13 protein-coding genes and 2 riboswitches are annotated in these 13,949 nt (G+C 67.3%); of the genes, 7 read left to right on the top strand and 6 right to left on the bottom strand.

Annotated features, from left to right (window positions below; genetic code table 11):
• Positions 1-29: 29 nt before the first annotated feature.
• Both gcvH and gcvT read right to left on the bottom strand, forming a co-directional pair.
• Entirely contained in the window at positions 30-404 is a 375-nt protein-coding gene (gene gcvH, locus AC27IO_RS01450) for a glycine cleavage system protein GcvH (protein WP_284426881.1), read from the bottom strand.
• Positions 405-484: 80 nt separating this feature from the next.
• Positions 485-1,618, bottom strand: coding sequence for a glycine cleavage system aminomethyltransferase GcvT (gene gcvT / locus AC27IO_RS01445; RefSeq protein ID WP_498736890.1), 1,134 nt, complete (start codon positions 1,616-1,618; stop codon positions 485-487).
• Positions 1,619-1,665: 47 nt separating this feature from the next.
• Positions 1,666-1,779, bottom strand: a riboswitch (glycine riboswitch).
• Between the two features lie 23 nt (positions 1,780-1,802).
• Positions 1,803-1,890, bottom strand: a riboswitch (glycine riboswitch).
• Between the two features lie 280 nt (positions 1,891-2,170).
• Here gcvT and AC27IO_RS01440 point away from each other — a divergent pair.
• Positions 2,171-2,629, top strand: a complete 459-nt coding sequence (locus AC27IO_RS01440) for an Lrp/AsnC family transcriptional regulator (protein WP_272563736.1) — start codon at positions 2,171-2,173, stop codon at positions 2,627-2,629.
• Positions 2,630-2,766: 137 nt separating this feature from the next.
• On the opposite strand, the gene AC27IO_RS01435 is transcribed toward AC27IO_RS01440, so the two are convergent.
• Both AC27IO_RS01435 and AC27IO_RS01430 read right to left on the bottom strand, forming a co-directional pair.
• Positions 2,767-3,369 (bottom strand): lipocalin family protein, encoded by a 603-nt coding sequence (locus tag AC27IO_RS01435; protein WP_284430885.1) that lies wholly within the window; start codon positions 3,367-3,369, stop codon positions 2,767-2,769.
• Between the two features lie 194 nt (positions 3,370-3,563).
• On the bottom strand, positions 3,564-5,270 hold the full coding sequence (locus tag AC27IO_RS01430) for an electron transfer flavoprotein-ubiquinone oxidoreductase (protein WP_284406895.1): 1,707 nt from the start codon (positions 5,268-5,270) through the stop codon (positions 3,564-3,566).
• Between the two features lie 139 nt (positions 5,271-5,409).
• Between AC27IO_RS01430 and AC27IO_RS01425 the strand changes: the two genes are divergently transcribed.
• From AC27IO_RS01425 to AC27IO_RS01405, 5 genes are all read left to right on the top strand, one after another.
• Positions 5,410-6,192 (top strand): SDR family oxidoreductase, encoded by a 783-nt coding sequence (locus AC27IO_RS01425; protein ID WP_272563733.1) that lies wholly within the window; start codon positions 5,410-5,412, stop codon positions 6,190-6,192.
• A 10-nt stretch (positions 6,193-6,202) separates the two neighbouring features.
• On the top strand, positions 6,203-7,120 hold the full coding sequence (locus AC27IO_RS01420) for a DMT family transporter (RefSeq protein ID WP_498736886.1): 918 nt from the start codon (positions 6,203-6,205) through the stop codon (positions 7,118-7,120).
• Between the two features lie 152 nt (positions 7,121-7,272).
• Positions 7,273-7,992: an autoinducer binding domain-containing protein gene (locus AC27IO_RS01415; RefSeq protein ID WP_284430888.1), complete on the top strand. Its 720-nt coding sequence runs from the start codon at positions 7,273-7,275 to the stop codon at positions 7,990-7,992.
• A 256-nt stretch (positions 7,993-8,248) separates the two neighbouring features.
• Positions 8,249-9,775, top strand: coding sequence for a catalase KatB (gene katB / locus AC27IO_RS01410; protein WP_487090559.1), 1,527 nt, complete (start codon positions 8,249-8,251; stop codon positions 9,773-9,775).
• A 112-nt stretch (positions 9,776-9,887) separates the two neighbouring features.
• On the top strand, positions 9,888-10,556 hold the full coding sequence (locus AC27IO_RS01405) for an ankyrin repeat domain-containing protein (RefSeq protein ID WP_498736883.1): 669 nt from the start codon (positions 9,888-9,890) through the stop codon (positions 10,554-10,556).
• 83 nt (positions 10,557-10,639) lie between these two features.
• Here AC27IO_RS01405 and AC27IO_RS01400 read toward each other — a convergent pair whose 3' ends face one another.
• Positions 10,640-11,545: a metal-dependent hydrolase gene (locus AC27IO_RS01400; RefSeq protein ID WP_498736881.1), complete on the bottom strand. Its 906-nt coding sequence runs from the start codon at positions 11,543-11,545 to the stop codon at positions 10,640-10,642.
• 339 nt (positions 11,546-11,884) lie between these two features.
• On the opposite strand from AC27IO_RS01400, the gene AC27IO_RS01395 reads away from it, so the two are divergent.
• Positions 11,885-12,307 (top strand): acyl-CoA thioesterase, encoded by a 423-nt coding sequence (locus AC27IO_RS01395; protein ID WP_317358922.1) that lies wholly within the window; start codon positions 11,885-11,887, stop codon positions 12,305-12,307.
• A 42-nt stretch (positions 12,308-12,349) separates the two neighbouring features.
• On the opposite strand, the gene garD is transcribed toward AC27IO_RS01395, so the two are convergent.
• On the bottom strand, positions 12,350-13,945 hold the full coding sequence (gene garD, locus AC27IO_RS01390) for a galactarate dehydratase (protein ID WP_498736878.1): 1,596 nt from the start codon (positions 13,943-13,945) through the stop codon (positions 12,350-12,352).
• Positions 13,946-13,949: the final 4 nt, after the last annotated feature.

Raw genomic sequence — 13,949 nt, 5'->3', positions numbered from 1 at the left:
GACGGAAAAAGAAAGGGGAAGGAAAAGGCTCAGGCGTTCTTGGCGAAATCGGTGTAGGCCGTTTCGTCCATCAGGCCGGACAACTGGGCCGGCTCGGACAGCTTGACCTTGAAGAACCAGCCGGCGTTCAAGGGATCGGAGTTGGCGAGCGAGGGGTCGGCGCGCAGCGCCTCGTTCACTTCCACCACCTCGCCCGAGACGGGCATGTACACATCGGCGGCGGCCTTGACGGACTCGACCACGCCGGCCACTTCGCCCTGCGAGAAGGTCTTGCCGACTTCGGGCAGGTCCACGAACACCACGTCGCCCAGGGCATCCTGGGCATGGACGGTGATGCCGACCACGGCGGCGTTGGCATCGGCGGCGTCGATCCACTCGTGATCGCGGGAGTATTGAACGGTCATGGGGGCTCCTGAAAAATGAAGAAAAGGAATCTGGAATGTAGCGGTGGCCGCCGCCTTGGCGGTGGCCCCGGCTGCCCGTTTCAGCCGCGGTAGTAGCGGGGCGCCACGAAAGGCATCGCGCACACCTGCATGGGCACCGGCTTGCCGCGCACGATGGCCTGCACGCGGGTGCCGATGGCGGCCAGCGCCGGGGGCACGTAGGCCATGGCGATGGGCTGGTTCACGCTCGGGCCCAGCAGGCCGCTGGTGACCTCGCCGAGGGCCTCGCCCTCGGCGCCTTGCAGCGGGGTGTGTTCGCGCACGGGCACGCGCTCCAGCGCCGTGAGGCCCACGCGCTTGCGCGCCAGGGTGGCCGGGTCGTCGATCTGCGCCAGCACCTTGGTCGCGCCGGGAAAGCCGCCGGCCCGCGCACCGCCCGTGCGGCGCACCTTCTGGATGGCCCAGTTCAGGCCGGCTTCGGGGGGCGTGGTGGTGGTGTCGATGTCGTTGCCGTACAGGCACAAGCCCGCCTCCAGGCGCAGCGAGTTGCGCGCGCCCAGGCCGATCGGCTTGACTTCGGGCTGTGCGAGCAGGGCGCGTGCCAGCGCCTCGGCCTGCGATGCGGGCACCGAGATCTCGAACCCGTCCTCGCCCGTGTACCCGCTGCGGGTGACGAAGGCCTCGCAGCCCGCGATCTCGTAGCGCCCGCCGGTCATGAAGACGAGCTGCTCGATGCCGGGCGCCAGCCGCGACAGCGCCGCGACGGCCTGCGGGCCCTGCAGCGCCAGCAGCGCATGGTCGGGCATGGGGACGACCTCGCAGCGCTGGCCGATGCGGGCCTGGATGTGGGCGATGTCGCCGGCCTTGCAGGCGCCGTTCACGATCACGAAGATGTCGCCCTCGCCCTGCTTGATGAACATCAGGTCGTCGATGATGCCGCCCTCGTCGTTCAGCAGCAGGCCGTAGCGCTGCTTGCCCACGGGCAGGTCGATCACGTCCACGGGAATGAGGGATTCGAAGGCGGCCGCGGCATCGCTGCCCAACAGGCGCAACTGGCCCATGTGCGACACGTCGAACAGGCCGGCGGCCTGGCGCGTGTGCAGATGCTCCGCCATCAGGCCGGCGGGGTACTGCACGGGCATGGAATAGCCGGCGAACGGCACCATGCGGGCCCCGAGTTCGAGGTGCAGGGCATTCAGCGGGGTGGTGAGCAGGGCGGCGTCGGCGGCGGACATGGCAATCTCCAGCAAGGGCAAATGGGAACGCGGCCCCATGGCCACGCCTTTGCCCCGCTGTCCGCTTTACCTGAGAGATTCACCCACGTGCCAAGGCGGCGCGGGGCTTGCTCCTTCGGTGGGCCCGCGCACGCGGCGGACCTCTCTCCAGCAAGGGGAACGCCCGCATCCCTGCGGGCGTTTTGCCAGTCCTTTTGCCTGAGCGTTCGGGGTCACCCTGCGCCTTCGGCGGCGCCAGCAATCCCGGTGACGGGGCGGCGCTCTCTCCTGACCGGGCGGATTCTAACTGCAGCGCCGGTGCGCGCCGGGCGATCCGACCGCGGTGTGCGCGGGGGCTTGCCGTGTATCCAGAAGGCCATGCTTTCGAAAGCCAAGCGCCCCGGCGAACGGTAATCCGCCGGGGCCCTGCCTGTTTCGTGCGCCCCGGTAAGGGCGCCTTGATGGATGAAGTATGCGGTGCGGGCACTGGATGGATTTTCTGAATTTCTTCAAAAATGCCAGATTTGCAGAAAATTCTTCTGAAATATGTGAATTGGGAGAACAATGCAGTGCATGGACCGCCTCGACAGAAAAATCCTCTCCGTCCTGCAGGCCGACGCCCGCGCCAGCCTGCAGGAGATCGGCAACGCCGTGGGCCTGAGCCCGTCGCCCTGCTGGGGCCGCATCAAGAAGATGGAGGAGGCGGGCGTGATCGAGGGCTACACCGTGCGCCTGAACCCCAAGGCGCTCGATCTGAACGACACGGTGCTGGTTCAGGTCACGCTCGACAGCCATTCGGACAACACGCTGGAGAAGTTCGGCGAAACCCTGGCCAGCATTCCCGAGGTCATCGAGGCGCACCTGGTGTCGGGCGATTACGACTACCTGCTGCGCGTGGTGGTCAAGGACACGCGCGATTACGAGCGGCTGCTGCGCGAGAAGCTCTACAAGATCAAGGGCATTCGCCACAGCCGGTCGAGCTTCGTGCTACGCACGCTCAAGCGGGCCGACCTGCCTTTGTTCGCGCAGTGACCGTGGAGGTGCCGGGGGGGACTCGGACGGGCCAAGGCAATCGGTTTGTGCTGAAAAGTGCCGATTGCCCTAGATCTTATTGCCTTGGATGCTATTAATTCGGGAGCAATGGGGTGCGACGTTGGCGCCGTGCCGCGTCAGGCTGCGATGCGCACGGCACCGTCCTCGTCCTGCGGCACCCAGACGATGCGGTCCATGTCCACGCCCATCGCGCGCGCCTGGGCCAGCAGGCGGGGGCGCACGCCGCGGGGCAGGGTGGGGGTGCGCGAGAGGATCCACAGGTAGTCGAGGCTCGCGCCCACGACCATGGCCCAGCGGTAGTCCTCGTCCAGCGCCACCACGTGGTAGCCGCCGTAGAAGGGGCCGAAGAACGACACCTTGAGCGATGCCTGGTCGGGGCGGCCGATGAACACCGCCCGGCCGCGCGATTCGCGCCAGCGCTTGCGGGCCGGATCGAACCCGCGGTTGAGCACCTGCACCGATCCGTCCGGGCCCCGGCTGTAGTGGGCGCTGGTCTGGACCAGGCCCTTTTCGAAACGGTGGTCGATGCGGGCCAGCTCGTACCAGTGCCCGGCATAGCGGTCCACGTTGAAATCCTCCACCACCTCGATGCCCCGCGGGGCCCGCACGGATGCGCTGGCCGAGAATGCCAGCGCTGCCCCCACGGCGGCTGCGCCCAAGGCCAGGGGCCAGAGCGGGCGACGGTGGGTGCGGTAGCGTGGGGCGGGGGAACGGGCCATGGGGTCTCCTGCTTCGATGGCGTGGTGGTTCTTGATACTGCGCTGCAGTGCGCGGCGCGGAAAGGCCAGACAGTCTCGCCCGCAGGTCAGGAGGGTCCTGTAGGCGCGTTCCTGCAAAGGCCGTCGGAATCGCCACGAAAAAAGGGCCTGCAACGCAGGCCCTTCGGGTCGCCGTGGCGAGGGCGGGGGAGGCATCACATGCCGGAGTAGTTCGGGCCGCCGCCCCCTTCGGGCGTGACCCAGACGATGTTCTGCGTCGGATCCTTGATGTCGCAGGTCTTGCAGTGCACGCAGTTCTGCGCGTTGATCTGCAGCCGCTGGGCATCGCCCCCCTTGGCCTCGTCGGGCACGAACTCGTACACGGCGGCGGGGCAGTAGCGCGCCTCGGGGCCGGCGTACTTGGCGAGGTTGATATTGACCGGCACGCTCGGGTCCTTGAGCGTCAGGTGCGCCGGCTGGTTCTCGGCATGGTTGGTGTTGCTGATGAACACGCTGGACAGCCGGTCGAAGGTGAGCTTGCCGTCAGGCTTGGGGTACACGATGGGCTTGCACTCGGCGGCGGGCTTCAGGTAGGCGTGGTCGGGCTTGTCGCGGTGCAGCGTCCAGGGAATGTTGCCCTTGAGCACGAACTGCTCGATGCCGTTCATCAGCGTGGCGGTGGCCAGGCCCTTCTTGAACCACGCCTTGAAGTTGCGCGCCTTGTTCAGCTCGGCGTAGAGCCAGCTCTTTTCGAACGCCTCGGGGTAGGCCGTGAGTTCGTCGTGCTGGCGCCCCGCGTGCACCGCGTCGTAGGCCGCTTCGGCCGCCAGCATGCCGGTCTTGATGGCCGCGTGGCTGCCCTTGATGCGGCTCACGTTGAGGTAGCCCGCCTCGCAGCCCACCAGCGCGCCGCCCGGGAACACCGTCTTGGGCAGCGACAGCAGGCCGCCGGCCGTGATGGCGCGTGCGCCGTAGCCGATGCGCTTGGCCGGCTTGATGCCCTTGGCCTCGTCGCCTTCCAGGTAGTAGCGGATGTTGGGGTGCGTCTTCCAGCGCTGGAATTCCTCGAACGGGCTCAGGTAGGGGTTGGAGTAGTCCAGCCCGGTGATGAAGCCCAGCGTGACCTTGTTGTCCTCGGCGTGGTAGAGGAACGCGCCGCCGTAGGTGTCGCTGTCCATGGGCCAGCCGGCCGTGTGCATGACGAAGCCGGGCTGGTGGCGCTTGGGGTCGATTTCCCAGAGCTCCTTCACGCCGATGCCGTAGGCCTGCGGGTCGCGCCCCTGGTCCAGCTTGAAGCGGCTGATGAGCTGGCGGCCCAGGTGGCCGCGCGCGCCCTCGGCGAAGATCGTGTACTTGGCGTGCAGTTCCATGCCCAGCTGGAAGTCGGCGGTGGGCTCGCCTTCCTTGCTCACGCCCAGATTGCCGGTGGCCACGCCCTTGACCGAGCCGTCTTCGTTGTAGAGCACTTCGGCGGCCGGAAAGCCGGGGAAGATCTCCACGCCCAGGTTTTCGGCCTGGGTGGTGAGCCAGCGCACCACGTTGCCCAGGCTCACGATGTAGTTGCCGTGGTTCTGAAAGCACTGCGGCAGCAGGAAATTGGGGGTGCGCCAGGACGACTTTTCGCCCAGGAAGATCATGGCGTCGTCGGTGACGGGCTGGTTGAGCGGCGCGCCCAGTTCCTTCCAGTTGGGGATCAGCTCGGTCAGCGCCTTCGGGTCCATGATGGCGCCCGACAGGATGTGCGCGCCGGTCTCGGAGCCCTTTTCCAGCACCACGACCGAGATGTCCTGGCCTTTTTCGGTGGCGAGCTGCTTGAGCCGGATGGCGGTGGCCAGGCCGCCGGGGCCGCCGCCGACGACCACCACGTCGTACTCCATGGCTTCGCGGGGGCCGTGTTGGGCGAGGATTTCTTCTGGGGTCATGGGTGTCTCGTGGTGGTTTGATAATGGGTGATCCGCCGCGGGCGACTGGCCTGCGCGCAGTCCGTCGGTCGGACAGATTGTATTCACGGAAAACCGACAATCGAACGATCGTTCTATTTTCTGACAAGAGAGACATCCCATGGCTTACAGCATCGATTTGGAAGGGCGCGTCGCCTTCGTGACCGGGGCATCGAGCGGGCTCGGCGCGCAGTTCGCCCGCACGCTGGCCGCCGCAGGGGCCGGCGTGGTGCTGGCCAGCCGGCGCGTGGAAAAGCTCAAGGAGCTGCGCGCGCGCATCGAAGGCGAGGGCGGCGACGCCCATGTGATCGAGCTGGACGTGACCGACCACGACTCCATCAAGGCGGCCGTGGCCCACGCCGAGACGGAGATGGGCTCCATCGACATCCTGGTCAACAACTCGGGCGTCTCCACCACCCAGCGCCTGCAGGACGTGGAACCCGAGGATTTCGACTTCATCTTCGACACCAACGTGAAGGGCGCCTTCTTCGTGGCGCAGGAGGTCGGCAAGCGCATGCTGGCGCGCTCGCGCGGGGCGGCGCCGGGCAGCTTCACCGGCGGGCGCATCATCAACATCGCCTCGATGGCCGGCCTCAAGGTGCTGCCGCAGATCGGTGCCTACTGCATGAGCAAGGCGGCCGTGGTGCACATGACGCGTGCCATGGCGCTCGAATGGGGCCGCTTCGGCATCACGGTCAACGCCCTGTGCCCGGGCTACATCGACACCGAGATCAACCACCACCACTGGCAGACCGAGCAGGGCCGCAAGCTCCTGGACATGCTGCCGCGCAAGCGCGTGGGGCAGCCCAAGGATCTGGATGCTCTCATCGTGATGCTGGCCAGCGACCAGAGCCACTTCGTGAACGGCGCGGTGATCGCCGCCGACGACGGTTTCGCGGTCTGACCGCCGGCCGATGCTGACTGGAATCCTGGCAGGGCTCGCCGCGGGCGCGCTCTGGGGGCTGGTGTTCGTCGCGCCGCGCATGGCGGCCGGGTTCGCGTCGGTGGACCTCACCGCTGGCCGTTTCGTGGCCTACGGCGCCATGGCCGTGGGCATGCTGCTCTGGGGCCTGCGCCCCGGCACGCGCCGGGCGGTGCGCTGGCCCACCGCCCGCCAGGTCGGGGCCGCCCTGGGCCTGAGCGTGCTGGGATTCACTGGCTACTACCTGCTGCTGGTGCTGGCGATCCGCGATGCGGGGGTGGAGGTGCCGGCCCTCATCATCGGCACCATCCCGGTGTGGGTCATGCTGCTGGGCAAGCCGAAGGGGCTGCGCTGGGTGGCCCTGGTGCCGGGGCTGGCCCTGACCCTGGCGGGCCTGGCGCTGATGGCGTTCGCGCCGCACGGGGAGGGCGGATCGCCAGCTGCGGGTGGCGGGGCGTACTGGTGGCGCGGCATCGGCATCGTGCTGGTGGCACTGGTCTTCTGGACGGCGTTCGCCATCCTCAATTCGGCCTGGGTGCAGCGCCACCCGGAGGTGGGCGCAACCCAATGGGCCAACTGGCTGGGCGTGGCCACGGGCCTGGGGGGATGGCTGTTGTGGGGGGTGAAGGGCACGCCTCTGGCAGAACTGGCGGCGCAGCCAGGTTTCGGCGCCTTTGTGCTGGTCTGCCTTGCGATCGGGCTGGGCGCGACCTGGCTGGCCACCATCCTCTGGAATGTGGCCAGCCAGCGCCTGTCCGCCAGCCTGTGCGGCCAGCTGATCGTGAGCGAGACCCTGTTCGCTCTCTTCTATTCCTTCGCCTGGGACGGCCACTGGCCGGCGCCTGCCCAATGGGCCGCGTGCGGCATGTTCACCCTGGGCATTCTGGCGACCATCCAGGCCCACCGCTGAGTCCTGCCCGGCCCCCCCGCGCGTCCTTGGAATCGGGTGGGGTTATGCACGGTTTTCATATTGCGCATCCCAATCGGCATGGCAAAAGGGCGCCCTCCCAAAACATTGCTGGGTAGACTGATTAATCAATAGTTAATCAAAAAGGGGTGGTGATGGCAGTGCAGTCGTGGCAGCACAAGGTTTCTGAATGTTTCTCCAATGAGACGTGCAAGAACAGAATCTTCAGCAAAATCAAGTCCGCGGCGACGGAATTGGGTTTCGAGCGATGCGCGTATACCCTCTACATTCCCGTCCCCATCTCCCGCCCGCAGGTGGTCCAGGTGGACGATTTTCCGGAAGCGTGGCAAAGGCGATATTCCGTCGCCGAATACCACCATATCGATCCCACCGTGGCCCATTGCCGCAAATCCGAGCGGCCCGTGGTCTGGAGCGACGAGCTTTTCGCCTCGGCGCCCGAACTGTGGCGTGAAGCGCAGTCCCATGGGCTGAAGGTCGGCTGGTCGCAGGCCAACCAGAGCGCGGGCAGCCTGCGCGGCGTTCTGACCCTGGTGCGCTCCCGTGTCCCCCTGGCAGAGGAGGAACTCAAGGCGAACGAGCCCCGCATGTCGTTCCTTGCAAGCGCCTCGTACGAGGCCATGGGCCGTGCCATGAAAGCCCTGCACGGCACCCGCCAGAAGGCGTTCCTGACCCCGCGCGAACTGGAAGCCCTCAAATGGACGGCGGATGGGAAAACCATGGCGGATATTGCGCAGATTCTGGACGTTTCCGAAAACACGGTGCGGTTTCACCTCAAGAACGCCACTGCCAAACTGCAGACGCCCAACAAGACGGCGGCCGCGGTCAAGGCGGCGTTGCTGGGCTGGCTTGACTGACCGCAATTAACCGAAAGACCCCGGAAAGCGCTTCGGATATGTAATAAAAAGCGACCACAGGGGTGTTCGAATTTCCAGATTGCTATTTTTTTAATAGCGTCCATCCGTGCGATTTCCTGCATTGACGGCACTCCATCCAAAGGGTTGTGAGGGGCCCATCGGCAATATTCATCGCGGCCATAGCCAAACCCCCCTTGTGAGCCACATTCCGCCACGTGGATCATTCGCTTCCCTTAACGACTGGAGCGGAGTTTCCATGACAACCAGAAAAATCTTCACCGCAGCGCTGGTGCTGCAAGGCGTGCTGGTAGCGCCTGCGGCGTTCGCCCAATCCGCCCTCACGCGCGACAACGGCGCCCTGGTGGGCGACAACCAGAATTCGCAGACCGCCGGCCCGAACGGCCCCACCTTGCTGCAGGACGTGCAGCTGATCCAGAAGCTGCAGCGTTTCGATCGCGAGCGCATCCCCGAGCGCGTCGTGCATGCCCGCGGCACCGGCGTGCGCGGCGAGTTCGTGGCGACGGAAGACCTCTCTTCGCTGACCCAGGCCAAGGTGTTCAGCGCCGGCGAACGCACCCCGGTGTTCGTGCGGTTCTCTTCCGTGGTGCACGGCAACCATTCCCCCGAGACGCTGCGCGACCCCCGCGGCTTCGCCACCAAGTTCTACACGAGCCAGGGCAACTGGGATCTGGTGGGCAACAACTTTCCCACCTTCTTCATCCGCGACGCCATCAAGTTTCCCGACATGGTGCATGCGTTCAAGCCGGACCCCCGCACCAACCTGGACGACGATTCCCGCCGTTTCGACTTCTTCTCGCACGTGCCGGAGGCCACGCGCACGCTCACGCTGCTGTATTCGAACGAGGGCACGCCCGCCGGCTACCGGTTCATGGACGGCAACGGAGTGCATGCCTACAAGCTGGTCAACAGCCAGGGCCAGGTGCACTACGTGAAGTTCCACTGGAAGAGCCTGCAGGGGCTGAAGAACCTCGACCCCAAGCAGGTCGCCGCCGTCCAGGCCAAGGACTACAGCCACATGACCAACGACCTGGTCAACGCGATCAAGCAGGGCGATTTCCCCAAGTGGGACCTGTACGTGCAGGTGCTCAAGCCCGAGGACCTGAACAAGTTCGAGTTCAACGCGCTGGACGCCACCAAGATCTGGCCCGATGTGCCTGAGCGCAAGATCGGCCAGATGGTGCTGAACAAGAACGTGGACAACTTCTTCCAGGAAACCGAACAGGTCGCCATGGCGCCCGCCAACGTGGTGCCCGGCATCGAGCCCTCGGAAGACCGCCTGCTGCAAGGCCGCGTGTTCTCATACGCCGATACGCAGCTGTACCGGGTGGGCACCAACGGCCTGAGCCTGCCGGTGAACCGCCCCCGCGTCGGCGTGAACAACGGCAACCAGGACGGCACGCTGAACTTCGGGCAGACGACCAGCGGCGTGAACTACGAGCCCAGCCGCCTGGAGCCCCGCCCGCAGGTCTCGGCGGCGCGCTACAGCCAGTTGCCGCTGTCCGGCACCACGCAGCAGGCCAAGATCGGCAAGGAGCAGAACTTCAAGCAGGCCGGTGATCTGTACCGCAGCTACGGCAAGAAGGACCGCGAGGACCTGATCCAGAGCTTCGGCGAATCGCTGGCCGGCGCCGATGCCGAGAGCAAGCACATCATCCTGTCGTTCCTGTACAAGGCCGATCCCGAGTACGGCACGGGCGTGGCCCGCGTGGCCAAGGGCGACCTGGCCCGCGTGAAGCAACTGGCCTCGGCGCTGCAGGACTGACGCGGGGCATGCGATGCACGCGTGGGGGCCGTCTGGCGCCCGCGTGCTGCATCGAGGGGCGCCGCTGGCGGTGCCCCTCCCACGACCGTCCCCCCATTTCAAGGAGATCGGCATGTCCCTTTCCCATCAATCGCGCCACTGGGTGCTGGCCGTGCTGTGCATGGGCGCGATGGCGGCTGGCGCAGCGGGTGCGGCCCCCAGTGCGGCCCCCAGTGCGGCCCCCAGTGCGGTCCCACGCACGGCAGCGGCGGCATCTGCGTCGCCACCCGCAGCCGCGGCGGGGGCCGAGCCGGCAGCCCCGACCGATCCGGCCCAGGTCCAGCGGCAGTTGCGCCGCTATTTCTTCGATGCGGCCCGCGAGGGCCGGCGCGACATGCTGGGTGAGTTCATCGCCGCCCGCTACGACCTCAATGTTCGCGATGAAAAAGGCTATACCGCGCTCATCCTGGCGGCCTACCACGGGCACCGCGAGGTGGTGGAGCAGTTGCTCAAGGCCGGCGCCGACCCCTGCGTGCAGGACCTGCGCGGCAACACCGCCCTGATGGGCGCAATCTTCAAGGGCGAGGTGGCGATCGCGCGGCGGCTGGTGCAGGCCGACTGCGCCCCCGATCAGCGCAACAACGCCGGCCAGACCGCTGCCATGTACGCCGCCCTGTTCCAGCGGACCGAACTGCTGCAGGCCCTGGCCGCCAAAGGCGCGGATCTCGGCGCCAGGGACGCGCGGGGCAACGATGTGTCGCAGCTGCAGCGCGGCGAATTTGCCGGTTCACCCGCGCGATGAGCCTTCGCGGGTCTTCAAGCCAAATCGCCCTCCAGCGCAATGGGAACTAGGGCGTTTTGCTATAAAAATAATAGTAACGAGGGTCAGCTGCGCCCCACCACGCGAAAGCGCTCGGCGTTCGCCTGCAGCCATTGCTGGGCCAGCGCCGCGGCCGTGGGCGATGCGTGCTCCTGATCGGGGTGGAAGTCGCTGCGCAGGTAGCGCACCAGCGCCGGCAGCGAGCGCCAGGCCACGCCATCGCGTCCCCAGAAGAACCGCAGCGCACTCCAGGCCGTGGAGGGGCGCCACAGCGTGCCGTCGCGCTGCAGGTTGAGCACCGTCTGGCGCATCGCATCGACGGTGAATACCAGCGCCACATACAAGTACCAGCGCACCCGCCAGGCGTTGCTGCCGCCCGCCGCGCGGTAGAGGTCGAAGGCGACGGCACGGTGCTCGGTCTCCTCGGCCGCATGCCAGCGCCACACGGTCTGCAGCGTGGCGTCGGCGCCATCGAGCCAGCGCCCATGGCGCAGCGTGCCATCGGCCAGCAGGGCCGTGAAGTGCTCGTAGGCGCAGGTGACCGCCAGGGCGTGCAGCGGATTCTTGGTGCGCAGGTGCAAGCGGGCGATGCGTCCGCGCGCCCAGTGCTGCCAGTGGTTCTGCAGGCCCTGGCGCTCCAGCTCGGCGTTGTAGAGCCCATGCAGATGCCGGTGCGTGGCTTCCTGCCCGATGAAGCCGCGCAGCAGGGCCTGGAAGCGGGTGGCCAGCGGCCCATGGGGATTGCCCAGCAGCGGCGTGGCATCGCGCACGGAATCGATGAAGAATTGCTCGCCCACCGGAAAGCTCATCGACAGCGCATTGAAGAACTGCGTGCGGAAGGCATCGCCGCCGTGCCAGTGGCGGGCGAAGCCCTTTTGCAGGTCCACTTCGAGCTTGCGCACGGGGAGGGTGGCTGCGGCGGCGGCTGCTGCTGCGGGCGCGGGGTCGGGGGAGGCGGGGATCTCGGACATGGGAGGCGGCTTTCCAGAAACGGCGGTGGCCCGGCAACGCCGCCGGGCTCCGTTTTCTGAGGATTATTCAGTTTTAGACCGGACGCGCTACTCGCCTACCGCTCAGGTTTTCCGGGGCAGCCCGATCGCCTGCAGCCAGGCCCCGGGACCGCGTGGATGCTGCGTTTCAGCCGTGAGGTGGTCGAGCGACCGTCCCGCTTTGGCCGCCGTGCTCATGTTTCGGAAAAGGTCGCTGTGCAGGGACTGCCGTGCGATACGCTGTGCGGGTGGACGCCAGTCTTCGCCGGGCCGTCTGCAGCGCGTTCCGCCCCGCACGCCCGGCACCAACCGAGGCCGCCGATGAAGATCGAGATTCCCGAAGCCAAGACGCTCGTGCACACGATGCGCTTTCCCGTGCGCTGGGGCGACATGGACGCCATGGGCCATGTGAACAACACCGTGTACTTCCGCTATCTGGAGACGGCCCGCATCGACTGGCTGGTCGCGGCGGGCTGCAATCCCGACCCGCAGGGCCAGGGGCCAGTGATCGTGAATGCCTTCTGCAATTTCTACCAGCAGCTTGAGTACCCGGCCGAGGTGCTGCTCAAGCTTTATGTGAGCGACCCGGGGCGCACCACGTTCGAGACCTGGGGCACGATGGAACGCGTGGACCGGCCCGGCGTGGTGTGCGCGGCGGGCGGTGCCACGACCATCTGGGTGGACTTTCCGCGCAAGAAAGCCGTGGACCTGCCGGCCTGGGTGCGCGCGCTCGTCGGCGCGTGACGCCGCCGTCATCGCGTTCGGCGGCCGGTGCCGCCGGGCCGCTCAGGTCACGGGCGCGGGATTGAACAGCACGAGGGCGTTGTGCAGCTTCCACTGCTCGGCCCAGGTTTTCTTGCGCCCGCTGGCCACCTCCAGCATCAGGTGGAACATCTCCCAGCCCACGTCCGCGATGGTCGCCTGCCCGTCCGCGATGCGCCCGGCGTTGATGTCCATCAGGTCGTGCCAGCGCCGGGCCAGATCGCTGCGCGTGGCCACCTTGATCACCGGCACCTCGGCCAGCCCGTAGGGCGTGCCCCGCCCCGTGGTGAACACGTGCAGGTTCATGCCGGCCGCGAGCTGCAGCGTGCCGCAGATGAAGTCGCTGGCCGGCGTGGCGGCATACAGCAACCCTTTCTGCGTGGCCTTGTCCCCGGGCGAGACCACGCCCGAGATCGGGGCGCTGCCCGATTTGACGATGGAGCCCATGGCCTTTTCCACGATGTTGGAGAGGCCGCCTTTCTTGTTGCCCGGCGTCGTGTTGGCGCTGCGGTCCACCCGGCCTTTGTCCAGGTAGGCGTCGTACCAGGCCATCTCGCGGATCATGGCCTGGGCCACTTCCGGGGTGCTGGCGCGCGAGGTGAGCTGGTCGATGCCGTCGCGCACCTCGGTCACTTCCGAGAACATGACGGTGGCGCCCGCGCGCACCAGCAGGTCGGTGCAAAAGCCCACGGCCGGATTGGCGGTGACGCCGCTGAAGGCGTCGCTGCCCCCACACTGCACGCCGACCACCAGCTCGGCGGCGGGCACGGTCTCGCGGCGGCGGGCGTTCAGGCGCTCCAGGTGCTTTTCCGCCTGCCGCATGACGGAGTCGATCATGGACATGAAACCCACGTGGGCGTCGTCCTGCAGGCAGACCACGTCCAGCTTGGGTTCGGCGCTGGTGCCCACGTCGGCCACGCTGCGCTCGTCCACCAGTGGGATGCTGCCCGGGGGCAGCAGGCGCTCGGGCTGGAGCTTCTCGCAGCCCAGGCTGACCACCATCACCTCGCCGCCGAAGTTGGGGTTCAGGCTGATGTTGCGCAGGGTGCGGATGGGAATGACGGCGTCCGGCGCGTCGATGGCGACGCCGCAGCCGTAGGTGTGCTCCAGCGCCACCACGTCGTCCACATTGGGAAAGCGGGGAAGCAGTTCGGCCTTGACGCGCGCGACGGCGAATTCGGTGACGCCGGCCACGCACTGCACGGTCTGGGTGATGGCCAGGATGTTGCGGGTGCCCACCGATCCGTCGGCGTTGCGGTAGCCCTCGAAGGTGTAGCCGGTGAGCGGGGGCAGGGGCTCGGGGCGCACGGTGGCCAGGGGCAGGCCCTCCAGCGACAGGGCCTCGGGCATGTGCAGCAGGCGCTCATGCACCCAGCTGCCGGCGGGGATGGGCTGGATGGCGTAGCCGATGGGCACGTTGTAGCGGCGCACGGCGGCGCCCTGTGGGATGTCTTCCAGGGCGACCTTGTGGGCCTGGGGCACGCGGTCGACGAGCGTCAGGCCCGAGGCCAGCACCGTGCCTGCGGGCAGGCCCCCGTCGTTGGCGACGATGGCCACGTTGTCGGCCGCGTGCATCTGCACGGTCAGGGGCGGGCGGGTGGGTGAAGCGGAATCGGTCATGGGG

This window comes from Acidovorax sp. KNOB132, assembly GCF_057541515.1.
Note: the sequence above shows the minus strand (reverse complement) of the source record. Positions and strands in the feature narration are given on the sequence as shown.

Bases quoted from the DNA above. Each gene is read 5' to 3' on its own strand.
- AC27IO_RS01430 (WP_284406895.1), bottom strand. From the start codon at position 5,270: ATGACCCCAGAAGAAATCCTCGCCCAACACGGCCCCCGCGAAGCCATG.
- AC27IO_RS01400 (WP_498736881.1), bottom strand. From the start codon at position 11,545: ATGTCCGAGATCCCCGCCTCCCCCGACCCCGCGCCCGCAGCAGCAGCC.
- AC27IO_RS01425 (WP_272563733.1), top strand. From the start codon at position 5,410: ATGGCTTACAGCATCGATTTGGAAGGGCGCGTCGCCTTCGTGACCGGG.
- katB (WP_487090559.1), top strand. From the start codon at position 8,249: ATGACAACCAGAAAAATCTTCACCGCAGCGCTGGTGCTGCAAGGCGTG.
- AC27IO_RS01415 (WP_284430888.1), top strand. From the start codon at position 7,273: ATGGCAGTGCAGTCGTGGCAGCACAAGGTTTCTGAATGTTTCTCCAAT.
- gcvH (WP_284426881.1), bottom strand. From the start codon at position 404: ATGACCGTTCAATACTCCCGCGATCACGAGTGGATCGACGCCGCCGAT.
- AC27IO_RS01435 (WP_284430885.1), bottom strand. From the start codon at position 3,369: ATGGCCCGTTCCCCCGCCCCACGCTACCGCACCCACCGTCGCCCGCTC.
- AC27IO_RS01440 (WP_272563736.1), top strand. From the start codon at position 2,171: ATGGACCGCCTCGACAGAAAAATCCTCTCCGTCCTGCAGGCCGACGCC.
- AC27IO_RS01395 (WP_317358922.1), top strand. From the start codon at position 11,885: ATGAAGATCGAGATTCCCGAAGCCAAGACGCTCGTGCACACGATGCGC.
- gcvT (WP_498736890.1), bottom strand. From the start codon at position 1,618: ATGTCCGCCGCCGACGCCGCCCTGCTCACCACCCCGCTGAATGCCCTG.
- AC27IO_RS01420 (WP_498736886.1), top strand. From the start codon at position 6,203: ATGCTGACTGGAATCCTGGCAGGGCTCGCCGCGGGCGCGCTCTGGGGG.
- AC27IO_RS01405 (WP_498736883.1), top strand. From the start codon at position 9,888: ATGTCCCTTTCCCATCAATCGCGCCACTGGGTGCTGGCCGTGCTGTGC.
- garD (WP_498736878.1), bottom strand. From the start codon at position 13,945: ATGACCGATTCCGCTTCACCCACCCGCCCGCCCCTGACCGTGCAGATG.